26 protein-coding genes are annotated in these 25370 nt (G+C 49.9%); 9 read left to right on the top strand and 17 right to left on the bottom strand.

Features of this window, described 5'->3' with window-relative positions; all coding sequences use genetic code 11:
* Positions 1–652 precede the first annotated feature (652 nt).
* The 8 genes from HMPREF1492_RS02010 to HMPREF1492_RS07685 form a co-directional block, all read right to left on the bottom strand.
* The gene (locus HMPREF1492_RS02010) at positions 653–1381 is read right to left on the bottom strand and encodes a hypothetical protein (RefSeq protein WP_051479358.1); all 729 of its coding nucleotides are present in this window, start codon (positions 1379–1381) and stop codon (positions 653–655) included.
* An 856-nt stretch (positions 1382–2237) separates the two neighbouring features.
* The gene (locus HMPREF1492_RS02000) at positions 2238–2708 is read right to left on the bottom strand and encodes a hypothetical protein (RefSeq protein ID WP_156924081.1); all 471 of its coding nucleotides are present in this window, start codon (positions 2706–2708) and stop codon (positions 2238–2240) included.
* Between the two features lie 849 nt (positions 2709–3557).
* Positions 3558–3911: a DUF1643 domain-containing protein gene (locus tag HMPREF1492_RS07200; RefSeq protein WP_051479357.1), complete on the bottom strand. Its 354-nt coding sequence runs from the start codon at positions 3909–3911 to the stop codon at positions 3558–3560.
* A 323-nt stretch (positions 3912–4234) separates the two neighbouring features.
* Positions 4235–4690: a hypothetical protein gene (locus HMPREF1492_RS01985; RefSeq protein ID WP_035435381.1), complete on the bottom strand. Its 456-nt coding sequence runs from the start codon at positions 4688–4690 to the stop codon at positions 4235–4237.
* 48 nt (positions 4691–4738) lie between these two features.
* A complete protein-coding gene (locus HMPREF1492_RS01980) occupies positions 4739–5212 on the bottom strand; it encodes a hypothetical protein (protein WP_035435379.1) in 474 nt (157 codons plus the stop codon).
* A complete protein-coding gene (locus HMPREF1492_RS01975) occupies positions 5166–5468 on the bottom strand; it encodes a hypothetical protein (RefSeq protein ID WP_035435377.1) in 303 nt (100 codons plus the stop codon). Before HMPREF1492_RS01975 ends, HMPREF1492_RS01980 begins: the two co-directional genes overlap by 47 nt.
* A 377-nt stretch (positions 5469–5845) precedes the next feature.
* Positions 5846–6145, bottom strand: a complete 300-nt coding sequence (locus tag HMPREF1492_RS07690) for an alpha/beta fold hydrolase (RefSeq protein ID WP_198014332.1) — start codon at positions 6143–6145, stop codon at positions 5846–5848.
* 12 nt (positions 6146–6157) lie between these two features.
* Positions 6158–6376: a hypothetical protein gene (locus HMPREF1492_RS07685; protein WP_198014331.1), complete on the bottom strand. Its 219-nt coding sequence runs from the start codon at positions 6374–6376 to the stop codon at positions 6158–6160.
* A 295-nt stretch (positions 6377–6671) separates the two neighbouring features.
* Between HMPREF1492_RS07685 and HMPREF1492_RS07815 the strand changes: the two genes are divergently transcribed.
* The 3 genes from HMPREF1492_RS07815 (at position 6672) to HMPREF1492_RS01960 (ending at position 8308) form a co-directional block, all read left to right on the top strand.
* The gene (locus tag HMPREF1492_RS07815) at positions 6672–6800 is read left to right on the top strand and encodes a hypothetical protein (protein WP_286127996.1); all 129 of its coding nucleotides are present in this window, start codon (positions 6672–6674) and stop codon (positions 6798–6800) included.
* A gap of 90 nt (positions 6801–6890) precedes the next feature.
* Entirely contained in the window at positions 6891–7466 is a 576-nt protein-coding gene (locus tag HMPREF1492_RS07855; RefSeq protein ID WP_035435374.1) for a type IV toxin-antitoxin system AbiEi family antitoxin domain-containing protein, read from the top strand.
* The gene (locus HMPREF1492_RS01960) at positions 7463–8308 is read left to right on the top strand and encodes a nucleotidyl transferase AbiEii/AbiGii toxin family protein (protein WP_035435373.1); all 846 of its coding nucleotides are present in this window, start codon (positions 7463–7465) and stop codon (positions 8306–8308) included. The genes HMPREF1492_RS07855 and HMPREF1492_RS01960 overlap by 4 nt, the downstream gene beginning before the upstream one ends.
* Positions 8309–8666: 358 nt before the next feature.
* On the opposite strand, the gene HMPREF1492_RS01950 is transcribed toward HMPREF1492_RS01960, so the two are convergent.
* From HMPREF1492_RS01950 to HMPREF1492_RS01925, 6 genes are all read right to left on the bottom strand, one after another.
* Positions 8667–9899: an ATP-binding protein gene (locus HMPREF1492_RS01950; RefSeq protein WP_035435369.1), complete on the bottom strand. Its 1233-nt coding sequence runs from the start codon at positions 9897–9899 to the stop codon at positions 8667–8669.
* A 1364-nt stretch (positions 9900–11263) separates the two neighbouring features.
* Positions 11264–11647 carry a type II toxin-antitoxin system death-on-curing family toxin gene (locus HMPREF1492_RS01945; protein WP_035435367.1) on the bottom strand — a complete coding sequence of 128 codons (384 nt, stop codon included), beginning with the start codon at positions 11645–11647 and terminating at the stop codon, positions 11264–11266.
* A complete protein-coding gene (locus HMPREF1492_RS01940) occupies positions 11644–11856 on the bottom strand; it encodes a type II toxin-antitoxin system Phd/YefM family antitoxin (protein ID WP_035435365.1) in 213 nt (70 codons plus the stop codon). Before HMPREF1492_RS01940 ends, HMPREF1492_RS01945 begins: the two co-directional genes overlap by 4 nt.
* Positions 11857–12372: 516 nt before the next feature.
* Positions 12373–13581 (bottom strand): ATP-binding protein, encoded by a 1209-nt coding sequence (locus HMPREF1492_RS01935; RefSeq protein ID WP_035435364.1) that lies wholly within the window; start codon positions 13579–13581, stop codon positions 12373–12375.
* A gap of 79 nt (positions 13582–13660) precedes the next feature.
* Entirely contained in the window at positions 13661–13951 is a 291-nt protein-coding gene (locus HMPREF1492_RS01930; RefSeq protein WP_035435362.1) for a competence protein TfoX, read from the bottom strand.
* Positions 13952–14188: 237 nt separating this feature from the next.
* The gene (locus HMPREF1492_RS01925; protein ID WP_198014330.1) at positions 14189–15301 is read right to left on the bottom strand and encodes a helix-turn-helix domain-containing protein; all 1113 of its coding nucleotides are present in this window, start codon (positions 15299–15301) and stop codon (positions 14189–14191) included.
* 86 nt (positions 15302–15387) lie between these two features.
* Here HMPREF1492_RS01925 and HMPREF1492_RS01920 point away from each other — a divergent pair, with 86 nt between their 5' ends.
* From HMPREF1492_RS01920 to HMPREF1492_RS01900, 5 genes are read left to right on the top strand one after another with little or no spacing between them, the layout of a single operon-like run.
* Positions 15388–16110, top strand: coding sequence for an energy-coupling factor transporter transmembrane component T family protein (locus HMPREF1492_RS01920; protein WP_051479354.1), 723 nt, complete (start codon positions 15388–15390; stop codon positions 16108–16110).
* Complete coding sequence (locus tag HMPREF1492_RS01915; protein ID WP_051479353.1) at positions 16107–17651, top strand: ABC transporter ATP-binding protein; 1545 nt, start codon at positions 16107–16109, stop codon at positions 17649–17651. The genes HMPREF1492_RS01920 and HMPREF1492_RS01915 overlap by 4 nt, the downstream gene beginning before the upstream one ends.
* 27 nt (positions 17652–17678) lie before the next feature.
* Positions 17679–18305, top strand: coding sequence for an MptD family putative ECF transporter S component (locus HMPREF1492_RS01910; protein WP_084054958.1), 627 nt, complete (start codon positions 17679–17681; stop codon positions 18303–18305).
* Between the two features lie 5 nt (positions 18306–18310).
* A complete protein-coding gene (locus tag HMPREF1492_RS01905) occupies positions 18311–20134 on the top strand; it encodes an ABC transporter ATP-binding protein (protein ID WP_051479360.1) in 1824 nt (607 codons plus the stop codon).
* Positions 20127–21881 (top strand): ABC transporter ATP-binding protein, encoded by a 1755-nt coding sequence (locus HMPREF1492_RS01900; protein WP_035435403.1) that lies wholly within the window; start codon positions 20127–20129, stop codon positions 21879–21881. Before HMPREF1492_RS01905 ends, HMPREF1492_RS01900 begins: the two co-directional genes overlap by 8 nt.
* Before the next feature lie 555 nt (positions 21882–22436).
* Here the strand turns inward: HMPREF1492_RS01900 and HMPREF1492_RS07540 are convergent.
* A complete protein-coding gene (locus HMPREF1492_RS07540; RefSeq protein WP_156924080.1) occupies positions 22437–22598 on the bottom strand; it encodes a hypothetical protein in 162 nt (53 codons plus the stop codon).
* Between the two features lie 218 nt (positions 22599–22816).
* Complete coding sequence (locus HMPREF1492_RS01885; RefSeq protein WP_051479352.1) at positions 22817–23737, bottom strand: Abi family protein; 921 nt, start codon at positions 23735–23737, stop codon at positions 22817–22819.
* 617 nt (positions 23738–24354) lie between these two features.
* Between HMPREF1492_RS01885 and HMPREF1492_RS07745 the strand changes: the two genes are divergently transcribed.
* Positions 24355–24783 (top strand): class I SAM-dependent methyltransferase, encoded by a 429-nt coding sequence (locus HMPREF1492_RS07745; RefSeq protein ID WP_232215588.1) that lies wholly within the window; start codon positions 24355–24357, stop codon positions 24781–24783.
* Between the two features lie 86 nt (positions 24784–24869).
* Here the strand turns inward: HMPREF1492_RS07745 and HMPREF1492_RS01875 are convergent, their stop codons facing one another.
* Complete coding sequence (locus HMPREF1492_RS01875) at positions 24870–25349, bottom strand: DNA-3-methyladenine glycosylase family protein (RefSeq protein ID WP_051479351.1); 480 nt, start codon at positions 25347–25349, stop codon at positions 24870–24872.
* Positions 25350–25370: the final 21 nt, after the last annotated feature.

Raw genomic sequence — 25370 nt, 5'->3', positions numbered from 1 at the left:
TGACAGATGGCCTTACCTTTGGCTTGATGCGACCTATATTCCTATAAGAGAAGCAGGGCATACAACCAAGCGTGCTGTTGTTACTATATCCACAAAAACAGAACCAAACCTTGTACGCACAGGCTTTGAGTATCTTGTGAGGTATATGAAAAGATAGATCCAAAAGGTGCACGCCTTTGGAAGAGTCAGGACCCTATGTACTTAGCCATCTCAACTTTCCATCTGAACATGCACTATGAATACCTACAAACAATCTCTGTGAACGTTTTAATAAAGAAAATTAAAAGGCGCAGCTGTGTCGTTGACGTATTTCCTTCCAAGCAAGCAATGCTTTGTCTTATAGGAGCAATATGCTTAAGACCAAAATGAAGAATGGTGTATGTGTCTATACACTTCATGGACAGGTACTCCCTACTCTTTGAAAAGCGCATAGAGAGCCCCATTGTGCTCAAGAGACAATAGAGCAACTTTTACAGGTTATCGATAGTGACTTCAAAGCTTGTAAGGAGATGGCATACTATAGGCTAGAAGGTAGTAAGGAAATAGCCCTTACACCACTTTTTGGGACGTAACTAAAAGAAATCCGAAAAGCAGTTGAAAAATATATGGATTATCGATTTATAGTATTATTAAATATTGACAGGAACATCTATTATCTAATCCAAATGATTATATTATTCTCACCCCATGAAAAGTCATTAAAACGCAATATTTCTTTTTCATTTACAATATATGCGTATTTGAGAGTCTTATAGTCTTTATCGCATATATTTTTATAATAGTCAAAACCTGCTCTACAAAATCCATATGCTAATCCCTTTGACAAGTTTACGTTAATATCAATTGAGTATTTCTCATCCCACCTAATCCATGACTCTCCATTTTTAGGATAAAATATTCTTATCTTATCGATTCCATTTTTATCTTCAAACAACTTAAAGTAATTACGGTACAATTTCTCGCGGTTATTTATTAACTGGCAGAAATCCTGAACGTCGAAACCATCAAAATCTAATGGATATTTATTCTTTTTAAACCAATTATCAACTATCGCTGTCCCTAACGAAACTGCAAATTCTTTTTCTTTATTAAACTTGCACAGTTCCATTGCCAAAGACAACACAAATTTTCTATAGATATTTTCGTGAACTTTATCAAATAACTGTCTTTTTAAATCTACAATAGGTAATTGCCTAAATACGTATTTCACAATCTCTTCATCAATACCTTCAGTAGCAGCAATGGTTTCTTGAACAATACTATTCCATATGATATCGTTATTACGCTCAATTATATAATTTTCAAGTTTTGATTTTAAATCATAGCTAACAACTTGGCCAATTGCGTGGACAACAACCTGTGAAACAATACTCTCTATCACTATGTCTCCTCTTTAGCTACCTCTTCAAGACTCTTTAACATCAAAATTATCATGGAGTTTCAAAGTCAAGGCAATTGGATGTAAATTAGCAATTGACTTGACCCTATCGTTATCCCGTTTTCCGAAGCACCAAGCGTTCTGAATGCAATGATAGCACCAGATACGCCAAATTCACCTCTATAGACAAAGGCGACGAAAAAATGTCGACACAGTCGCTGTTGTGCTCAAACATAAGGCAATCGAGAGAGCAAAAAGACTTGTTTACTACAGCATGATTGTTATCTCAAAGACTTCCATGTTTGATACGAAGGTATACGCCACCTATCACAAGCTGTGGAGGATCGAAGAGTTCTTTAAAATAATGAAATCCCAGCCCGATGCCTGCTCAATCTATGTACAAAAAGAAAAGACCATCAGAGACCATTTTCTTATCTGCTATATCGCTGTACTGCTTGAGTGGCTACTACAACTCAAAGTATTGCAGGGGTGCTTTAGTGCCGAAGAGGTCATGGAGATAGCGTGTAACTAAATGGAAACGCACTTTCTGCTGCTTCCACTCAATCGTCACAAGACCCGTTTTTGTGTAGACAACACCTCTTCTGGCTTGATGCTCTTGTCCGTCCCCAGTCGCCAGAACCGTGTAGTCACCTACGGAGAATATTTTTATGCAACCGAAGAGTGACACATTTGACCTAAAAACACGAGTCGATTACGCGTAACTGACTATATGGACGGATACATCACTGGTGGAGCACTTCCCAACCCAAGAGTGACGATTCCTAAATGAAGAAAAGCTGTCCTAAACCGTGAGATTCAGCTTCACAGCACTGGGACTGCTTACACGCTGAGGCTCGATCTATTCAATCTTACGTAGACCGAGGACCATAGCTAGCGTATGCTTCACATCAAACCCCAAACTCCAGACGTGCTGAGCTAGCTCATCCCCACTAAATACGGGAACAAGAATGTCAATGACATCACCTTCGAAAGCGTAATTACCTTTTGCCTTCTCTCTGGCCTCACGGCAGAATTGGCTATATTGTCTTGGGTCGACAAAGTTCACAACAGCCGCCCTGTCCCTGATTTCAAAATTCACTCCTCCAAACTGTTCCTTCAAACTTTCTAGGATTTTCATTGCTTCATTTGTATCCAGCGAAGGCGCAAGCACTAAATCCCTTGCCTGCTCGTTTTTCCCAAGAAAGGCTTCAAGTGGCCAACCAGTGACATCACTGAGCTCTATAAAGTCCAGTAAGTCAAAATCAAAAGAAACTAAGAGAGCTCTGATATCTTCCTGCGGGTTAGCAACCGGCACCAAATGAATTGTCATGCTGTATGCAAGCCAAATTGCCGATTCCTCCGCGGAGAACGAATTCCACGGCTCCCTAATCGACTCCATTGCCTTAAGGAGCTCTGCGCAATGGTAGTCACCGCAGGAAATAAAGCATTTTCGTATCATTACGTGTACTGTCTTTGAATTAGCAATCGGATCGAGAGAGAACTGTCTCTTCGAGAGCCAGGCATCCAGCCGCTTCCGCTGCTCTTCGGTAGGTCTACTGTCATATGTAGACTGACGATCGGATCCACTGACCGATCGATAGACATTCGACTCATATTTGAACTTATTTCTGCATATTTCAAGGAAGCAAATACTTTGTGCGGCGTGCAGCAAATCCTCGCCGGGACAGAAACGGATGTTGTGGTGATAATTTGGGTTTATGGACTGCCTCTACCCTATATCTACTCAGCTTTCTCCGCTAAAAGAGGATTACAGGCTGTATAGAGAATAGTAAGCGTCCTTTAATAAACTTCAAAGATGATCCGAGATCGCGAGGGACAGGGCAGGACACACTTGGAACTAAGGGTAAGAAACTCCGAACTGCATGATGCACTCGGCTTGCAAAAATAATCTGTTTAACTTCATTCAGTGAGTAACAGAAGTTGTCGCCTCTTCATCGCTAATCAATACCTATCCTGCTAATTATCAAGGTTCAAGTAGTTGCGCATAGATGAGTCAATTTTCAAATAAAGCGGGTGATGAGGATTGCCAGCTTTGGTGAGCCGTCCAAAATAGAACACCTGAACACCAATTTCCCCGAGTCTTTTCAAGAGCATATGCTTTCCCAAGTCAATCGGATCACCGGGTTTTTGGCTATCGCCCCACGCTCCCCAAACCTCTTTAATATTTTTCTCTATTAAGAAATTTGCAACAATGTTGCAGTTCTTTCTCCTCGGCAAGAGCTCTGTCAAACTCCAACTGCTTTACTTCAGATGAATAAGAACCTCGTTCAGGATAGACATTTGCAACGCACCATCCATCATATCCCAATTTTGAACTCGCCTGAATAATCACCTTTACGGTTTGGTCGCAATCTTCGTCAGATGCCACCGAAGGATTCATGCAGATAGCAAAAAGGGGATTACTGCCAAGACGGCCAAGTAAAAACCTCTTGTCTGAATTATAGGTTGTTGGTACCCAGAATGTAGGCTTCTCTTCATCTGGATAATCGAGTCTTTTTTTAGTTTTTCTCATTATCAACCTCTTAAACTTAAATAAGCAACCAAGTGCTTGTCCTTTCCGTCATCCGTTAGCTTCATGTCTATTTCTATCCCAGGCAAGAGTGCGATATTTGTATTCCTCGAACTAAATTCCGTATAAACATCTTCGGAGACACTATTGTGATCGGTAAACGAGATCATTTCAAGGTTAGGGTAATCAGATAGTAGCTCAACAAGCTGATCAATGTACTCCTTCGTCGATAACTTCGCCAATTCTTTATCGGGCTTTGTACATTGATTTGAATGGATATGCAGATCTCATATTGCACTATGAAGGCAAATTCTTTTAATTCTTGCCTATCCTTCAATTGAAGAATGCGCAGGTACTGATAAGGCTGGAACGCAGTAAACGTTCTCATTGTCAAAGTAAAATACCTGTGGTTTGTTGTACAAAGCATCCACTCTCTTTACCTCATCACGAAACCCATCAACGCAGCTTTCTTTTCTCGAGAGAATCTGCTCGTTGGCTTTCTTGCGCCTGTCATTGTTGACGCTGTTGATCAGGTTGCCAGCATCTATGAGGGCTTCGTCTACCGGGCCGTTACTAATGATGGGAATCTTGGCGATAGTGCCACCAGCAAACTTGCCAACGGTAGAGACCCCGCCGAGAAGCACGTTCTCAACGGAGCTCGATACAAGTCCTTCAATCCTATTGTAGGTATCGGTGTACAGAGCTCTGTAGTCGAGGGAGTACGATTCGAGCTTACACTCGATGTTCTTGAGGTAGTCTGTAGAGAAGTTTACGGCGAGCATAACGTCGACATAGGTGGCAAAGCCCAGAATATAGAGTGCCGCCTGGTACTAGCCGAGCAACAAATCAACCTTACCAGAAATCTTTGCAACGTCGCGGTCTCCGTGGAACGGTCCTATGCCCTTGTCGAACTTCGCTATCTGAACGCGGTAGTACTCAATGTCCTTTTCGGCCTCTCGTTCGATGCTAACAACCTCTTGCTGCCTCGTAGAACGCCATTTCTCATTCTCAACGTTGTATTTGAAGTTGCCAAGGGTATCTGAAAGGAACTTGATATTACCCTTAAGGGAGGCCCTCTTTTCCTCTTCGAGGATACCGAGGATCTCTTCTTGCATCTCTTTGATATCGTCGAGTTTTACAGAAACGTCAGCGAGTGCAACGCCGATAGCGAGCATCATCGGATTGACGGCCATCACCGCGGTCGATGTCATCGTTGCCGAGTCGGCCGGAACATAGACGCCGTTGCTAACGATGCCCTTACCGTCTTGGATTATCGCTGTAAGCTGCCCACTGCCGTCCTTCATATGAGCGACGTAGCCAGACGGCCCCCCTACTGTCAAAACGGAAAAGGCCGTCGTTCGGGATGCTGATGGTCTGGGTAACAGTCCTGAAGTTCTCGGACATGTTAGCGAGCGCGCCGCCGGCCAAGGCAAGTTCTGCCAATGGAAGCTTGACTACCCCTTGTTTGTCCAGCTGCTCAACGGGAAAGGACGGTACAACTTCGAGATCCATCATCACCTTGACTATCTCCTGATTAGAACATAAAAATTCGTTCTCCATCCTGATTTTCCCTCCCAGATGTCCATTGCCGACAAAAATTTTTACTAATTCGAATTTTACCTGTCCTCAAAAGAGTTGGCGCTGTCAAGTGTTATTGGGTTCCTTAACGTCGCTTAACAGGAGCTTGAGTTCCAAAATACTCTTATCACATCCTTGGGTGGTGTGTAATTCTACCACTCTACTCCCTTCCAATGTTTATATGACTCGTTTTCATATAGTCAGCAAGGCGAATAAGCTGGAATTTCATCCACTCTCCTATCTCTGAGCTAGGAAGATACAGAATACGATGGACAGAATAGTTACAAATAAGAAGATGCGGTCTGATAGACGTCAATCACCGTATCAATTCCGCGTATGCGGTGAACAGCTCTAACCACTTAGTGTCTTATTCTCGCAAGGAACTTCGCAATCTGCACGTTCACAAAATCGGGATTGTCGACATTCGAGTTATGCCCCGCGACCGGCACCCATACAAGAGGGATGTCCTCACCGGCGGTCCACTTACGGTTGAATACTTTTACATCGCCGGCGCGGTCCTTCTCGCCACAGAGCAGAAGCACCGGGCAGCTAATATCGTAGGCGCGCTCAGACTCGATGGCGTCGGCAAGTATTTTGTAGCCGTACGCGGAAAGCTCTACATATTCATGCTTGGTATAGCTCTCCATGAAGGAACGCATGTTGGCTTTCCCCTAGGCGATCGCTGCCGCACCCCAGACTCCCCACGGCTTCAGCAGCGCCCACGGAATGGAAAGGTACATGCCCTTGGTATGGTGCAGGGCTTTAACTTCCCACGCCAGATAGTACTTCCTCTTGAGCGGTGCTGAATCGATGGAGATGAAGCCGCAGACTTCTCCTGGGTAGAGGTCGATGAACGCCTGAGAGACATAACCGCCGAGCGACTGTCCCACGAGCACGGGATTCTTAGCATTCTCTGCTTACAGGATGTCGTGCAGGATGCGGGCATACTCGTCCATGGAGAAGTCGAACGGATAGGGACGCGATTTCCCGTGCGCGGGAGCGTCCCATACGAGGCAGTTGGCCTCACCCGAAAAGTGGTCCATCTGCGCGCCGAACAGCGTGTGGTCGGCAGTGAGCCCGGGAAGAAACACGAGTCACGGCGCATCTGCACCAGCGGAGGAGTCCACCCAGTAGACAACAGTACCGCTATCGGTATGGAAGCTATGTTCCTGTAGGGATGCGGACATGGTCGGCTCCGTTCTTATTGAAGTATTTATTTATCCTCGACCAATTGTGCGGAACGCCATGTCCCTCGTCAAGTGCCGAGACGAAACGTCTCAGATGGGCAAGATTCTTCTCATTGGACTTCAATAGCATGCAGCGGTAAACGCCTTTATGATGAATCATGCTACAATATGAAACAATTTGTAGCATAAAACCGCAAAGGAGAGCGTTACGGAAGCAATTATAGAGATAGCAGCAACCAGCGGAGGTTTCATAACCGCTTCGGCAGCCGAGGCCTATGGCGTCCAGAACCGCGAGCTTTCTGCAGCGGTGGAGCATGGCAAGCTCGTCAAAGTCGAGCGTGGCCTGTACTGCACGCCCGAGACTTGGGAGGACGAGTACGTAACAGCACAACACCGGTTCGCGCGTGGCGTCTTCTCGCACGACACAGCACTCTATCTGCTGGGACTCTCCGATTCGGCACCCGAGTCGCTCACAATGAGCTTCCCGAGGGGCTATAACCCATCCTCCGCCAAGAAGTCAGGAATAACCACGAAATCGTCCCCCAACGGCCTGCACGACCTTGGGCTCACCGAGCTGACAACGCCATACGGCAACACCGTACGTGTCTACAACTCCGAGCGGACCCTGTGCGACATGCTACGCGGCACATCCTCACCCGACCTGCAGCTGCTTTCGCCAGCGTTTCGCTCATACCTTTCATCGAACGAACGTGACCTGCCGAAACTGCAGTCATACGCGAAGAAGCTCGGCGTCGCTACGAAGGTAAGAAAGTACATGGAGGTACTGCTATGAAAACCAGAAACTCCATGCAACTCAAGGCACGAATCAACAACAAAGCGAAAGCTGCAGGCGTATCGCCCCAGCTGATGCTCCAGAACTACATGCTCGAGCGGCTGATCGACCGCATCTCGAGGTCACCTTGGCGTGAGTGCGTGATTGTGAAGGGAGGCATGCTCATCGGCTCGCTCATAGGCGTCGACAGGCGTACGACGAAGGACTTGGACACTACGGTTAGGGGCTTCACTCTGACGCACGATAAAGCGACTGAGGTATTCAGCGCAATCTGCGCAATCGGCGTCGACGATGATCTCTCCTTCGAGCTGCTCCGCACGGAGGACATCCGCGAGACAGACGAATACCCGGGCATTCGAGTATTCCTGCGCGCCCGCTACGGCACGCTGTCGGTTCCGCTTACAGTTGACGTAACCACAGGCGACAGGATAATCCCCGACGCCATCGCCTACGAGTACCCGTTCGTGTTCGACGAGGGGACAGCAAGAATCATGGCCTACCCTCTGGAAACCGTTTTGGCCGAAAAACTCGAAACCATCCTTGTCAGAAACGTAACCACCACGCGTATCCGCGACTTCTACGACATCTACGAGCTCTGGCGCGTAAAGGGCGACACTGTCGATCGCAGCATTTTCGGGAAGGCACTTGCAGCAACATGCGAGAAGCGCAACAGTTGGAAAGCGGTAGAACACCGAAAGGAAGCCATCAACGCAATGCGGAAAGACGATGGCCTTGAGCGCCAGTGGGAGGCGTACGTTTCTAAGCATTCCTACGCGATCGGTATTTCGTTCCAGGAAACCCTCAATGCAGTCTGGAATATTCTGGAGTCATCACCTTTATAAGGTGATTAGCAAAATATCTCTTTGCAATCGGCTGTTTAAGGGTAGCACTTTCAAAAATATTGAATTTGCCACCCTTAACTCGGGAACAATGAGATGAGGAGCGTACATGAATGGGAAAAGGAGTAAATTTGTTCCCACTCGACAGCTCTGGTTCTACCATCCCGCCATTCCAGTTGCATCCAGTTTTTCGCGACAGCGCGAAGCATGTGCCGCCGAGTGACGCGACGTCGTGCCTCGTCAGTTTCGAGGACAAAAGTCGGGACAGTTTCAAAAACTCATTTCAAGCTCAGAGCATTGAGTTTTCATTTTTTGTCCCAAAGGGCGTGCTGAACGGTTTTCGCAAAAAATCTCCTGTCCCTTAGAAGATCCTCCCTTCCTGTATGAACTCGGGGATATTGGCATGGATGATGCCATCTCTTTGCTGAATGGGATCGCTTCGCGTCAACAGATACTTGGGATAGTTGTCTTTAATCTGCTTGAACGGGCGGTATTCGCGCTCCTCGGTGGACCGGTCGGCCATGATGGTCATTGCGACCTGGACGTATGCATAGCCCATCTCTGGGTTCCTCAGGATGAAATCGCACTCCAGCTTTCCGATGCGTCCGACACTGACCTTGCAACCCTGCGCGAGAGCGTAACGATAAACGATGTTCTCAAGGACGGACCCGTAGCTGATGCGGTTGTCGGTATTGAGGGCGAAGTAGAAGCTCAGGTCCGCCAGGTAGTACTTTTGCTCGCCCCGGAGCGATTTTCTCGACTTCAGGTCAAAGCGGGCGCACTTGCTAATGATCTTCGCATCTTCGAGGATCTGGAGGTATCTCGCTAGCGTTTCGCGCTTGACCTTCACACCCTGTTTGCTCTCGAGGTCGGATTGGATGTTCGCAAGCGACGTGGTGGCGCCGAAGTTGTTGATGACGTAATCGCGCACATGGTTGAACACGGAGACGTTCTTGATCTTCACGCGCCTGCGGATGTCCTTCTCGAAGATTTCCTGGATTACCGCAGCAACGTAGGCGCGCTTGTCGGCGAGCCGGGGGTAATCCATCGCTTTCGGGAAGCCACCCTCGAGGATATACGTATCGAACTCCGCAACCAGATTCGGGTTCACGGGCAGTCCCAAGAAGCGTTTCATCTGGCAATACTCGCCAAAGTCTAGCGTCTGCATCTCAAATTCGATGTAGCGGCCGGTTAGCTTCGTGGCCAGCTCTCCTGAAAGAAGATATGAGTTTGACCCGGTGATGAAGATGGAGAAGCCGCCTTCGGTGCGTAACCCGTTGAGCACGTCCTCGAAGCCCTCGACGTTTTGCACCTCGTCGATAAAAAGGTACTTCGTCCCCGAGATAGCGAGCAAGGGTCTGATGAGGTCCTCAAGCTGCTCTGGAGCCTTGACAGACCGGTACCCGTATCGGTCTAGGTCGAGAAAAACGATGTGCTCGTCATCGACGCCTTCGGCCCTCAGCTCTTCGGCGATGCACTGCATGAGGCAGGACTTGCCGCAGCGGCGTACGCCGGTGATTACCTTGATCATCCCGGCGTCATGGTAGAAGCCGCGAATCTTTTTCAGGTAGTTTTCTCTGGGAAACAAACGCATACTGGCTCCAATCTTCATTGGAGCCAGTATATCAAATTACGAGTTTATTGGGGTATTATTTATCTCTAAAACAATTTATACCCCCATAACTAAGGAATTTCCTTACTCCCACTCTTTCAAGCTCGTATGCCGTGGCGTCATTCCAGTTGATTCCAGTTGGTTCGTCGAATTTGACCGTCGTACCGCCGAATCCTACCGTGTGACTTCGCATAGGCGTTTGGGACAAATCCTGGGACAAATCCGCGAACTATTTTGAAACAGCGAGCCCGCAGTTTCATTTTTGTCCTGGGGACAAAAACGGGCTGGTTCTGTGGATTAAAATCGCCCGAAACGGATAACAATACAGCCGATTTTCCTCTTTGGCTCCTCTTTAGCGAAGTGAATCGTAGCCAGCGGCTATATTGTCTTGCGTTCCCGCAGGTCAGATAGAATGCGCGAGAGCGATGGCTGAAAGAATTGTCGTGGGCGGCTTTGTTTCGACCTTAAGTGCGACATTGAAGTGCTTAATTTAGCTCGCATGCCCCTGACTGCAACCGCGGGAGCAGCGGCAAGTTCGCGCGGATCCCAGCAATGGACTCCCTCGCGCTCCTCAAGGCAGGTTTCCAGTCGATTCAATGGACGGCAGCGCATAAATGGAAAGCCACCACGGCGCTCACTGTCGCCGTGGCGTTGCTGGCGCTGGCGGCCCTCACCGTCCTGCCGCAGCCCGAGAGGAACCCGTACGGGATGCACGAGGTCGTCGCTGTGGAGGAGGACGCCAAGGACGAGCGAGAGGCAGAGGGGCAAGCGGTCCGACTTCGCCAACGCAGCGGAGCTCAGCGCCTACCTCGGGGAAAAATTGTCCCGGCGAGGTCGTCCTGATAGAGCCGACGGACGTCGAGCAGGACTGAGCCTTCGTGACCTGCAGCTACCAGACGAGCAATTCCCACACCGTGGTCTATGCGAAGGAGATAAAGGGATGGGATTCGCGCCCTTCGGAATAGGGCTCCGCATGGAGCTTCTTACGCTCACGGCCTACGCCTGCTACGCAGCCGGCGACGACCGGGATTGAGCACGGAGCAAACAACAAGCAGCAACCGAACACAGCGCTCAAAGCCCCTCACAACGAGGCAACATCCATGCTTGTTGGCGTCTATAAGACGCCAACACCCTCTATCTGGTATTCGTCCGTCGCATACGGTAGCATAATTACAAACGAGGCAGATGCCACGCGATGCGTTCCCAACACCCCATGCAATATCGGATAATGATGTGGAGAACCACGAGAATATCGGAAGGAAATACAGAAATCTACCACCCTCCGGCATCCGAAGCGAACGACCTTCTCGACAGTCTCATAGACGCGTCGCAGGTTGCCGATTACCTTATACCGCTACGCCTTTGGTCCACTCAACGAGCGAATCGTAGCTCATCACCCCATCTGCAACACCCAGTATGACCTCTAAATAAGCTGTATGGTCAGGCCTGAAATCGATGCCAGACATCCTGAGGTAAGTACCAAGCAAGGCAGCACCCGTCCTCTTGTTGCCATCAAGAAACGGGTGGTCGGATATGATGCCGAAAGCATACCTACACGCCTTCTCAATAGCGCTCGGATACAGGTCCGCGCCATCGAAGGTTTGGAACGGCTGCGCTAGTGCCGAGTCTAGAAGTCCTTCATCGCGTAAACCTCTAAGTCCACCAAACCGCATGATTACAGCTGCATGGATGGCGAGAACTTCTTCTTTAGAGAAACTTAGCATACTCATTTAGCAAGTTCTTCGAACACGTCAGCATACTCATCCATAAAGTCAACAGCCACATCTGTGGCATTACCGATTCCTTGAGCTGGCTGAATGACAACCCAAGGCTTGTTGTTTTTTAAGATGGTGACAGACCTGCCAGTCCTATTCACCTCTGCCGTCACACGAGAGAAATTATTCTTGGCCTCTGCAAGACCCATTGTTAATGTTGCCATCTCCGACCTCCTTATATATTAGCTAGAATTATAGTCAATATATAGGCTATATCAATCGAGGATATAAACAGTCGATACCTGTAAGCCCGATTTGCGACCGCGAATCGGGAGCACTATAAATCGAACGGTTATTTAAGAAAATCTTTTTTAGCAGATCGAAAAAATATCCCGTTAATAGAGAGTTTTAGCTTGAAAGCTCTACTCCCACTCAATCGTCGATACTCAAGCATCCGTGAATTCAACACGTGCTTTGATCTGTGTATATACTTACTCTTAATAGCGCAAAATCGTCCCAAAACTAGAACTCACCTAGAACTCAGCACTAAGCTCCATTTAGCACGCGAAAGTGCTAAATGGTAACAGGTCACTGAGGAGTTAACTCCTGAACAGTAAAAACGCAAAATAATCTATTCTTCTGCTTCCCAACGTTCTTATCGCTTATCGCCATAAAAGACTTGAGCGCAGGTATACACTTCCTGCTTAAAATTACAAAGCAATATTTCACCTTAGCAAAAATCATATTCCCCAAACGGGAACTGCCTGAACGGTTCGTGTGATGAAGTACGGCTCTGGAGTTTGACAAATAACATGACCAAAACTTACCTCATAACCAGGAAGGTTTTCAAGGCAGGCAAAATTCTTCACAGCATCCTTTCTCACCGTCGCTGATACCTTTATCTCAACAGGATGTAGAATATGACCATCTTGAATAACGAGGTCAATTTCTCTTTTCTTGGTATCGCGGTAGAACCAGACATCGTGCAAACTTTTTCCTGAGTTCATAAAACTCTTAAGAATCTCAGAGACGATAAACGTCTCAAAGATGTGTCCCGCTGCTGCGCCATTTCGCAACTGATCAGGTGTCGTCCACCTGGTTAGATGACATACGAGACCGGTATCCATGAAAAAAATCTTCGGGGTCTTCGTCAGGCGCTTATCGATATTTGGCCAAAATGGCTCGATAACACGCACGATATTTGAGGCCTGAAGAACTGAGAGCCAGGCTTTGACCGTCTTATGATCCACGTCAACGGTGTTTGCAATATCAGAGGCATTCAGAAGCTGACCGGTCCTTGCTGCACATGCAACCATAAAGCTGTAAAACTTTGCTTCGTTCTTTACGTTAACAAGTTCGCGAACATCTCGCTCAAGATAGGCAGCTACGTAGTCAGTGTAGAAGAGATCCCAATCAATGTTGGGGTCTTGCAGTTCTGGCATCGAACCCCGGTGAATTAAGTCCCAAACGTCCATCAAGGGCGAATTCAAAGAATCGGCCATCACTTTTGGAACGTAAGGATGGGGACTGGAAGAATTACCGGAGAGTTCCCTCAGACTCAAACCGGGCATCTCAAGAATCCGTATCCTTCCCGCTAGGGACTCGCTCACACCCTTCATAAGATGATATGTTTGCGAACCAGTAAGTACAATGCGACCCCTTTCCCCCGATTGATCAACGATCCATTTTATCGGCGAGAAGAGTTCTGGCACGCGCTGCACTTCATCGATAATAAGCGGAAGGGCCTTTGATTCGAAAAAGAGGACAGCGTCCTCTTTGGCAAGAAGATAGTCCCTGGGATTTTCCATCGAAACATAGTTAAAGTCATTACCGAGATGCTGTTTGAGTACGGTTGTCTTTCCAACCTGGCGAGCACCGGTCACAAGCACAACTTTTCCCTGCTTTAGCATTGCATCAATCGTTGGTTCAATTTCACGCTTTATATACATACAAGGACCTCCCAGCAACAGGAGGTCATTTTCTCATTAGTATTCAATGTTGTCAAATTTGGGAATTATATTCCCAAATTTATCTTTCTCTTCTGGCTTTAGCGGGTTTCTTTTCCGGAAGCTCAGCATACATACCATCCAGAAGTTCCAGAACAAGCGCCGTCTCTTCAAATCTATCAAATACATGCATTAGTGTCTTTGAGCCTTCATACGGATAACGCAATTCTGAATCAGCAAGTAACGTATCCGATGTAGGCGTTCTCTTCAAAAACAGTTCATTGTCGCCAATATCACCTATCAACTTACCATTAAGATACACGAGATATCCGCCCATCATATTACCAACAGTATCAGGGTCAGGACAATCCAAACCAGCCCACTGTCCCCCAGTCGCGAGACAAACATCATCGCCGCGTCCATCATCGGAGTCCGAACACCCTGTATCACATCTAATATGTACAGCTCCATTAAGGCTCCTTGTGTCGATGTAAACGGGCGCATGGATGAAGCCCTTTTGTTCCGCCAGGACTCCTCAATTCTAAAAGAGCATGGGAGAAGAGAGAAGTCCCTAAAGCAACCCTAAGGCCCGCTGTTGTCCAGTAGGAAATCACTTCCGGATCGCGCGATATCGGCTGGGGGTACAACAGGAAAGCGCTTTGAAGGTCTCGGAAAAGCTTCCCTGGTTCGAGTAGCCGACAGCCTCGGCAATCTGGCGAATGCTGAGATCGGTCTTTGCCAACAGCCTTTGTGCATATTCAATACGCTGTTCTCGCACATATTCCTGCGGTGTTTTGTTCACGACCTTCTTAAAGGCGTCAATCATGCGAGATTCGCTGATATGAAACACGGAGCTCAACGCCCGGGTCGACAGATCCTTTGCCACATTTGATTTGATATAGAGCGAGATATATTTGTACAGCCGCTCGTCCACGGCCGAATATGCCTGACAATCATGTGTGCAGCGCTTACTTTCACTCACGAGTAATGCAAAGCACTCGGTAACCTTTGCACGATAGTACGAGGTGGCCACGGATCGACACAGCCGGGCATTGCCGAGTTCAGTGACTGCGGCAGTAAGGGCGGGTATATCATGGTAGCCATTGAGCAGCCCAATGGCCTGTAAAAGCTGTTCGGACGTAACCTGCAGAATACCCGCCAGCCGGGGAATCGCACTTGGCAGAAGCGAAATGGAGTAGGAACTGAGCTTGGTATCAGCCTCTATGATCTGCTGAAAATAATGCTCACCCAACGCGTAGCCGATAAGTGAAGGATGTCGCTGCCCAAAGCTGTCGATAAAGAACATGGGCATGTCCTCCATATAGCAACCGAAACCGACCATATCGGTAGACCAACCATGCATAACCACACGTTCACGCAATGAAACGCTCATCGAGATCACCACAATATCGGAGTCGACAATGTGATACCAATACTCTCCGAAACCGTATGCGGGGTCGATGATCCATGTATCCCCATAGGGACGAATATCCTTTGGTGATATCAAACCCTTCTCGATTGCCTGTGTATGGTGGATTCCATGGATAGCTTCGACTGCGGGGTCGAGCATCGCGTGAATCTCAGCCCAATTTGTGGACTCATCTTTTTTGACCATCGGATCAATGACAAGTTCCTTGGCCTTGCCCGACGACAGGTTTCGATACCATTTGGTGATAAAACTTGTTTCGGTAAGATGCAAAAGATTTTCGGTGCGATTATCCACTTGGACCCAAGGTCTTTCTCGGAAGTCAACTTTGTCTATCATTAGTTAGGTCAATCTAACATATTCTTATCGGAAAGGAAAGACGTTTGGAGCAGGAGGCTCTTCGTTACTACCGTGTTGACCCCCGTATTGCATTGCTCGTTTTGATTCCCCTCAATGCAGGGGTCACCTTGTATCCCCACATCGGTTTCCAGATCGCATCAATGGCTCTCATACTCATGCTCATGTTGATCTGCCGACGGCCCTTCTCGGCACTGAAGTGGCTGATTGCATACCTACTGATATTTTTCTTTGCACATCTCCCGGGGATATCTGGCTGGGAGTGGCTCAGCTCGCTTGGCAGCATGCTCCTTATGTTCCAACGTGTATTTCCCGTTGCGGCCTTTGCCTCACTTTGCCTTGTGACCACACGTTCAGGAGAGTTTGCCCGTGCCCTTCAGACACTTGGCCTCCCGTCCAAGCTCATCGTCTCCCTATGCGTTGCCCTGCGCTTTGTTCCCACACTTGCCCATGAATTCAAGGCGGTGGCCGAAGCCATGAGGATTCGCGGCCTTGCCTCCTCTCCGGTAGCCGTGGTCGCACATCCTGCACGTACCGTCGAGCATCTGATGGTCCCCGTCATCGGACGGCTGGGAATCATCGCCGATGAGCTGGGTAACGCCGTGGTCGCACGTGGAGCAGATACCAACCGAAAGCGCAGCTCATATTATGACTTGCATATACGAGCAGCCGACATCGCGCTTCTGGTAATCGAGTATGCCCTGTTCGCAGCCATGGTCCTTGCCAAGATCGGGGTGGGGGTCCTATGAGTGCCGCCTCGTTACCGAGAAGTACCGCCGTATCGCTGGAGCATGTCTCATTTTGCTACAACGAGACGGAATCAGAGGCATTGCGAGATATCAACCTATCCATCCGTCCAGGCGAGTTCATAGTGCTCACGGGAGAATCCGGCTGCGGGAAGACAACTCTGACCAGAACCATAAACGGCCTGATCCCGTTGGTCTACCAAGGGGTCTTGAAGGGACGCGTCTCCGTCGCCGAAAAACCCGTCACTGAATGGACATCGGGGGATTTGGCGGTAACGGTCGGCTCGGTATTCCAAAACCCACGCAGCCAATTCGTAAACTCGGAAGTCGAGGCCGAGCTTGCGTTCGGCTGTGAGAACCAAGGACTCTCGCGAGAAGAGATTGTGAGGCGCATACACGAAAGCGTTCGGGTGTTCGGAATCGAAGAACTGCTGCATCGGCAGGTGGAGGAGCTTTCCGGAGGCCAGCGTCAAATGGTGATCCTTGCCTCTGTATACGCTACAAACCCCGATATCTTTGTTTTGGACGAGCCCACGGCCGCCCTCGACGTGACATCTATGAGATGCTTGGGTGCGGCCCTTGCCAAACTCAAGTCCATAGGGAAAACCATCATTGTGTCCGAACACCGCCTATGGTGGCTCGCAGACCTTGCCGATCGGGTCGTCGTTATGGAAGACGGCCATATTGCGGGGACTTGGTCCGCGAAAGAATTCGGCGCGATCCCCTTTGAAACCCGTTTGCACTGGGGACTGCGTGCTTGGAAGGTCGACGAGGTCGATGCTGCCGCCCGCCGGCGTTTCTCCCATACATCTGTGAGCGGGCATCCCGTACATGAGTGTGTGGCCGATACCTCGTTGAGGACAAGAGGCCTACGTGTCTCGTATCGGCACCGGGATGCAGTGATAGATAGTTGCGATTTTGATATCTCCGCGGCGACAGTCGTCGGCCTTGTCGGTGCCAACGGTGCAGGAAAAACCACGCTTGCACGATGCCTATGCGGCATCCAGAAAGAGGCGGCAGGTACGGTTGAGTTGGCGGGTAAAGCGCTTAGGACCTCGCAGCGCGCAGGCGTCATCTACCTGGCCATGCAGGAACCGGGATACCAGCTGTTTGAACACACGGTCGTTCGTGAGCTCGAGGAGGCGCACGATCGCAACGATGCGCATATTCCGCAGGTCTTCTCCGTCAAGTCACTTATGGAAGACTTCCGTCTGACAAACCTCGCCCAACGCCATCCCCTGTCGCTGTCCGGTGGGCAGCGACAGCGCACGTCGATTGCCGCCGGCCTGCTGTACGGCGCACAGGCCCTTGTCATGGACGAGCCGACCAGCGGCTTGGACTATAACAACATGGCAAGCATTGCCAGACAGATCGACCGTCTCAAACAGCAAGGTGTGGTCATCTGTATAATCACACACGATTACGAATTTCTCTGTGCAGCCTGTGATGCCGTCCTCCCCCTGCATGATGGCCATATGTCACCGCCCATTCCCCTTACCCCGGAAACACTCGGGCACATAAAGAGATTGCTCGGTTTTTCATAACAACAGGATTCTATAGGAAAGGAACGTATGATGGACGAAACAACGATTGGGTCTCAAGCCGCAAACACCGGACGGCTCACCGCAAAGGATTTCATATTCTGCTCGGTATTCGGCGTGCTTATCTTTTTCATCACCATGGCCTTTGCCATGATATGCAGCTTTGACTATCGCCTCTGTTGGGGGGCGCACGCACTATCGTCACTCATCTCAGGCATGGCATGGATGTATGTCGTGCAGCGTGTACCTAAACGCGGAGCCATAGTGGTCATGGGCGCGATTATGGCCATATTCGGCTCTGTCATGGGTATGCTCTGGACAGGCCCTGCCGGCATTTTCATTGGCTGCCTTGCTGCAGAGCTTATTCTGGGTGACCCCAAAAAGCGTACGAAGGGCAAGATCCTCGCCTCATTCCCCACATTCATCTTCCTGTTCTGGCTTGGTCACATATCCTTGGTCTACATGATCGGCAAGGATGCCTATGTTGCCCAATGCGTCCAGATGGGTATGGCACTGGAATTCTCCCAGAACTTGGTCGACTTCATGTACAGTCCCGCAATGGTCGCCATGGGCCTTGCCACTATTATTTGTGCAACACTGGGCGGCTTTATCGGCACCAAGGTATTCGCAAAGCATTTCAAGCAGATTGGGATGTGATGACTATGCCGAAAGTCTCACAAGAGCATAGAGACCAGGACAAAGCTGGGCGGGCGGCAATCACGCTGTTGGCGGCCTATATCAAGGGCCGCACCATTCTCGCCCAGTTCTTTACGGTCTTGTCCGCACTCTTGGCCTTTATCCCCTACCTTGCCCTCGTATGGTTGGGCGATATCTTCATCGCTTCCCAACAGGGCAACCAACCACTTGATGTCGAGAAGGTCGACCGTATCGTGATGCTCTTGATGACGGCATTTATGCTCAAGCTGATGTTCTATTTGCTGTCTCTTACGATCACGCACTTCGCCGACATGAAGTTGCGCTTTATTATCCGAAGCGCCATCGTCGACCGCCTCAACCATGTCCCTCTTGCATGGTTCAGCAAAACAGGGTCAGGTAAGATCAGAAACGCCGTCCAAGATGACACTAAGACGGTACACACGGTAATCGCCCACGCTCCGGTCGACTTGATCAACGGTGTCCTCACACCGGCGGTATTGCTGGTCTTTATGCTCGTCGTCAACTGGCGTCTGGCACTTATCGGTATTGCAACGATCCCGTTTTATGTGGTGCTTTATGGCTCCTCCATGAAAGACATGGGACCTAAAACGGCGGAGATGAACAACAATCTGGCAAGCGTCTCGGCGACCATGGTGGAATTGGTGTCGGGCATCAAGGTCATCAAGGCATTCGGGAAAAGCGGCGAGTCCTATCACAACTATGAAAAAGCCGCCCAAGCCTTCGCGAACTCTTATTGGGAATGGTGCGCACCGATGATCGGGCGCTGTTCTGTCGCCGCTGAATTCGTTTCTATCCCAGTATTGTTACTGGTCAACCTTGGCGGCGGAGCCCTGGTGTATGCCGCAGGACTTGCAACGCTCCCCCAAATCCTCGCCTGCACCCTGATTGCGCTGGTATTGCCCAACGCCATGATGAGCGTGGCTAACATCACCTGGTCATACCAACTGGCAGGATCTGCAGCGATACGCTTGGTCGAGTTGATGGACACGTCTTCCTTAGAAGAGCCGACACATCCTCAAGAGGTCGGAGACGACCATAGGATCGTGGTCAAAGACCTTGCATATTCATATGGCGAGACCCAGGCGCTCAACGGTGTCAACCTGACCCTTGAGCCTGGGACACTCACCGCACTTATCGGCCCCTCGGGGTCGGGCAAGTCGACGTTGGCACAGCTGATCGCCCGCTTCGATGATCCTTCCGAGGGATCGATCACGCTCGGCGGCATCGATATACGCTCGCTGTCCGCAGACGACCTATATCAAAACGTGTCTTTTGTGCTGCAAGACGCCATGCTGCTCAATACGAGCATCCGACGCAATATATCCCTCTCAAAACCGCAGGCGAGCCTGGAAGAGGTGCGTGCTGCCGCCAAGGCCGCGCAGATCGATTCGTTCATCATGTCTCTTCCCAAAGGCTACGACAGCATCATCGGCACCGACTGCGAGCTGTCGGGCGGCGAGGCCCAACGTCTGTCTATCGCACGTGCCCTGTTGATCAACGCGCCTGTCTTGATCATGGACGAGGCTACGGCTTTTGCCGACCCCGACTCGGAAGTCGAGATCCAACGAGCCCTTAGCGGCCTCATCGAGGGACGTACCGTCTTGGTGATCGCTCACCGCTTGAATTCCGTGATAGGTGCCCATCAGATTGCCGTCATGGACGAGGGTAGGATCGTGGCGACAGGCACCCATGAGACGTTGCTAGACAACAAGCAGTACCGCGCGCTGTTGGAACAGAGCGACTTTACCCAAAGCAGCCTTGCCGTATCCGGTGCCGCATCGGAGGAGAAGGGTGGACATCATGAGTAGAAATCGGAATCTTCTGTCCCGTTTCCGTCGGTATATGATCCCCGAAGATGCCGCGATGCATAAACGTGGCATGGCGGCATGCATCTCGGCCGGAGTATTCATAGGTCTGGCGTTATGCACGATGATGCCGGCGGCGATGTCACTCCTGACGGCTGAGCCGCAATGGGGTCTCAGCTTCAACACATGGGTGATAATCCTCGTGGTGTTGACCGCCTTCTCCTGCGTACTTGATTACTGGGGCACTAAGCTCGGATACACAGCCGGTCTGGGCTATATGCGCATGCTGCAAAAACACATCGGCAACAAGGTGGCCTCGTTGCCCTTGGGGTGGTTTACGGCATCAAGCGCTGGTCTTTTGAGCCGTATCGTCACACAGGAGATGATGACAAGCGGGCAGGCAGTTGCTTACTTTGTAGGAGGGTTCCTCAGGAACCTCTGTGCCTGCGTCATCTTCGGCCTAGGGACATGGGTCTGGAACTGGCGACTTGGACTTATAGTGACCATAGCAATCCCCATATTGTTCGTTCTGTTCAAATTGGGACAGAAATGCATTGAGAAAGAGTATGCAAATGAGAGTCCCGCAGAGGAAGAGTTGGCTTCCCGCATTGTTGAGTTTGCCCAATGCCAGGGTGCGCTGCGCGCCTGCCATGCCGGATCGACCTATGAGGAGCTCAGCAGCAGCTTTGCCGTAGCCCGGCGAAAATCAGTACGTGGCCTTTGGTGGGGCGTATTGGGCAATATGCTCACCGGCATGGGACAACAGCTGTTGGTGTTCTCCATGATCTTGTTGGGGAGCTCCCTGTGTGTCACCGGCATTGCCGCGCCGTTTGAGGCGATCATCATTATCGGTGTATCGTTGCGCTTCTCGACCATGATTGCCGATATCTCGGCCTCCCTCTTCGGTTTGGAGGAACGCCGTCAAACCTTAGACAGTATCGATGCGGTAATGAATGCACCGGAAATACCGGTTCCTCAGACGTCCAAGGATCTTCCACATGACGCAAGCGTCAGCGCCGATCATGTCGCATTCTCGTACGTCCCCGACAAGCCTGTACTGCGTGATGTCCATTTCACGGTTCCATCATCGAGTATGCTCGCCATCGTGGGGCCATCGGGTTGCGGCAAGACGACGGTGATCAAGCTTGCCGCACGTTTTTATGACACGACTGCAGGCACCATGAAAATCGGTGGGGTCGATGTGCGCGATTTGAGCACCGAGGATCTCTTCAAGAACGTCTCCTTCGTTTTCCAGGACGTCTATCTGTTCAACGACACGCTGCGCAATAACGTACTGCTTGCACGTCCGAATGCCAGCGATAGCGATATCGAGCGGGTCGCCGATTTGGCAGGCGTGACCGATATCGTTAAGCGTCTCCCCGACGGATGGGATACGGTTTGCGGCGAAAGCGGCCGCGCCCTTTCGGGTGGAGAGCGTCAGCGTGTGTCAATTGCCCGTGCGCTGCTCAAGCAGGCTCCCATCGTCCTGTTTGACGAGGCAACCTCGGCACTCGATGCTGAAAACGAAGCCAACATCGTCAAGTCTATCGAAGAGCTGCGCAAATCATCGACGGTGATTGCCGTCGCCCACAAGCTGGAGACCATCAAGATGGCCGATAAGATCATCGTTTTGAATGCATCGGGGAGCATTGAAGAAGAGGGTACACACGATGAGCTGCTCGCACTAAACGGTGCCTATGCGGACTTCTGGGGCAAGCACGTTTTGAGCGCCCGATGGAAGCTGGCATAGGTGGAAAGGCAGCAGAGGCAGGGTGGCCAACAGCGGTGGCAGCGGGCAGCCTCGTCGGCGCGGGTGGAAAAGTAGCAGGTAGCAAGGGCGACGCGAGTAGAAAAGCGGCGGGTGCATGTGAGTTTAAGGGGGATTTAGGGGGATTTCAAAATCTGCTAAGAATCCGCGACCATTAGGCACCTACTGCTAAGAAAACTTGACCATTAGGTGGATTTGACCCCTTTAGAGGCCCTTCTCGCCAGCAAAAACACCTAATGGTCGCCCTTTCTTAGCAGAAAACGCTCCAGAGAGGAACATTTCCAGAGAGAAGGGCTTCAACGAGAAGGGTCCTCGGCGAGAAATGCTTCAATCCTGCACACGGAACTTCCAGTGGAGGTGGTTACAGAGATCACGAATCTTGCAAGAACCACGATATCACGGCAGACAAGACTTAGCGAGACGGACATGGGCTCGTCTCACAGTCGGAGGCTGCTCTTACACAGAGGATGCCCTTGATCTAGGAACGGGCGTACAAGAGTATCATGGCGCCGGCAGGTCGATACGACATTGCAATTTTTACCACTCTTCAGGTATCTCTTCCATGTTGTGCTCGAGCCAGAGCATCATGTTGTTGAAGATGCCGCCGATATGGTATGAGACCTTGAATTGCTGTCCTTGAGTCGCATGCGCCACCATCTCAGAAAAGCCGAATGCCTCTTCAATGGCATCACGCAGCATTCATGACTGACCTTGTCTGTGGATGACGAGAAAATTCTCCCTGTGCTCAGCATAGGTTTTAAACACCACCGTGAGGTAGAGACGATAGTCGAGGTTGCCAAGCGACCGGAAGCGCTCGAAAAGCTCAAGACCGACCTGTCGGAACTTGCCCCGAGGTTTGTCGCCGTTGGACACGGCTTCTGCATGAGATTGCGAGGGATAGTTTATATGGAGCAGAACTACCCTTCGGAAAGCCACTTCGTCCATATAGGACAGGACTTCCAGCCATCCTTAAAACCCATTCGATAAAGGTCTTCTTCACTCTGTGTTGCTATAAGCCGAACAATCTTGTCATGCCAAGACGTGTCTGGGGCAATACGCTCAAGCAAGTAACTAAGGATAGTGAGGAGCGTAAACGTAGAGCTGTTATCGACTTCGTAAGGTTTATGCCACTCAAGATACTTGCTACCTCGCGGGATCTTTGTTTTGTTATTAAGTCGCTTATTCCAAAGTCGATCATGATGCGCACATGAGTTACGAACGGTGTTGAGCATGAGAAGCCATGACTCAAAGACTTTCACCGGTACGCCAATTTCCTTGGCGATATCATTTTTTACAGTGTCTGGAGAGCCCCTAAATAAAGTAAGCATCATACCAAAGTCCATGATATTCACGAGTATCCAATATGGAGGAAGCCCATGTGAATCTCCGTACTTTTTCTTGAAATGATCAATAAACAGTGTCTTTGACCTAGCGTATTGGGCAAAACATCTCGAAAGAAAATGTCCGTAAGTTTCCTGTTCCATGTTGGGAAGTGTGGCTCTATCAAAGAAACCAAACGGTCCTGTGGTCTTCCCCAAACAGTAGGCAAGCTGGGTTCGTGTGTAGACCTCAACGCGCTCTATTGCATCAAGAACTACAAGCCTTAACTGTCGGTCAAAAGTATATAGATCCCAAACTCTTTCGAAGTTCGTGTCTTCAACAAAAGACTCGTCTCCGCTTTTCGAGTTTTTCTTGAAAATGTACCAGTAGCCACTCAACCGGTAATATCCGACATCTATAAGGTGAGAGATAAGCTCACTTCTGTTGAAGATGAGTCCACGCTTCGCTAGCCTATCGGCCTGTTCCTCAAATGAGATCCATGGCTTTTGGTACTTCATATATTCTCCTTAAAAAACACCCGCCAAAGTTTGCATCATCTTAACTTTCGTCAAGAGAGAGGCATGGCGGGTCCACTGATGGCAGTATATCATACTTTGTAGCGTCTATGACATTTCTGCAAGGAGTGGAAATGGAAATGCTATACATTCCACAGTCATTATCATTGACTTTGTCCTTATCGACCATTCTGAGTTGAAATTTCTGGTTGATAGTAGTTTCTAACTGATAGCACGGAGGAAATACATGAAATCGATGCGACCTGATTACAAAAACTGAATACCAAAGGGAATGCTCTATGGTCTGATTGTAGGAACGGCAGCCACCCTTGTGTGTTGGATCTTCTTCGGGATCGCAGGTGTAGGTACCGCTAAAACACTCAAGGCTGTCCTCGCTGTGACTTTTGGAATCGTATCCTTGGTACTGTTGGCCATCACTTGTTGGGTGGGTTACCTTTACAGCTCGTTCTCCTATAACGACTCACGTCAGATATCACGCAAGGTGGTGGAGGGCATTGCCGGCTATGTCGAGTTGCCCGAGGGCGGCGTGGGGCTCGACGTGGGATGCGGGAGCGGGGCACTCACAATTGCCTGTGCTAAGCGCAGCCCACAAAGGCTCTATGGTCGGGGTTGATCGTTGGGGCAAAGAGTATGTATCGTACAATCTGCAGCTGTGTGAGGATAACGCCCAGACAGAAGGCGTGGACAATGTAGTGTTCCAGAAGGGAGATGCCACCGCTTTACCGTTCGAAGACGAGACCTTCGACGTGGTAACAAGCAATTACGTCTACCACAATATAGTCGGAGCGGACAAGCAGGCACTCATCCTTGAGACGCTGCGAACCCTTAAGAAGGGCGGGACGTTTGCCATCCATGACCTCATGACACCTAGGCGCTATGGCGATATATACGCCTTTGCGGACAGACTACGCGCCATGGACTACGAGAGAGTCGAGATCCTGGACACCACCGACGGTCTGTTCTTGCCCCATGGGCGGGCAGCTCTTCTCGGCCTCGAGGGATCGAAGCTCCATTACAATACTTTTTAATCCACCCGCCTGCATGTTCCTTAGTCTTAATTGAATTAGAAAGCGTATTCTGAATGAACCTCAGCAGACTTACAGTTCCACCGGGCTTACATCCGATGATTACCATCTTCAACTGGCAATATGTCTGACCTTCCCAAGTAGAAGAGCAGAAACATGTCGCAGATCCATTTACCGATACCTGGCAGCTTCTGCAACTCCCCGCCCACTGCTGCATCTGGCAAGTTGGCAAAAGACTCCAAATCATACGTAAGAGCGTACTCAGCAAGTGAGTGTAAGTACTGGGCCTTGCGCATCGACATACCACATGCCTTGATGGACTCGGGTGCTAGGCGAGCAACACGGTCAGGGATCAACTCGTCTTCGCATAGGTCGAGCAAGCGTTCTTCGATAGCCCGCCCAACCTTCATCGAAAGCATCTGCTCGATGATGGAGTGCGCAAGGCTATGAAAAGCCAATTCAGGCTTTCGGCATTCGAGATCGCCTACCGCCTGCATAAGGTGGCGCAGGCGGTAATCACGCTCCATGAGATTCTGCGCCTCTGGCGATTCAAGCATGATGATAGGCATATCGCGCCCTTTCCTTGTGGT

Source organism: Atopobium sp. BS2, assembly GCF_000565075.1.
Taxonomy (GTDB): Bacteria; Actinomycetota; Coriobacteriia; order Coriobacteriales; family Atopobiaceae; genus Lancefieldella.
Note: the sequence above shows the minus strand (reverse complement) of the source record. Positions and strands in the feature narration are given on the sequence as shown.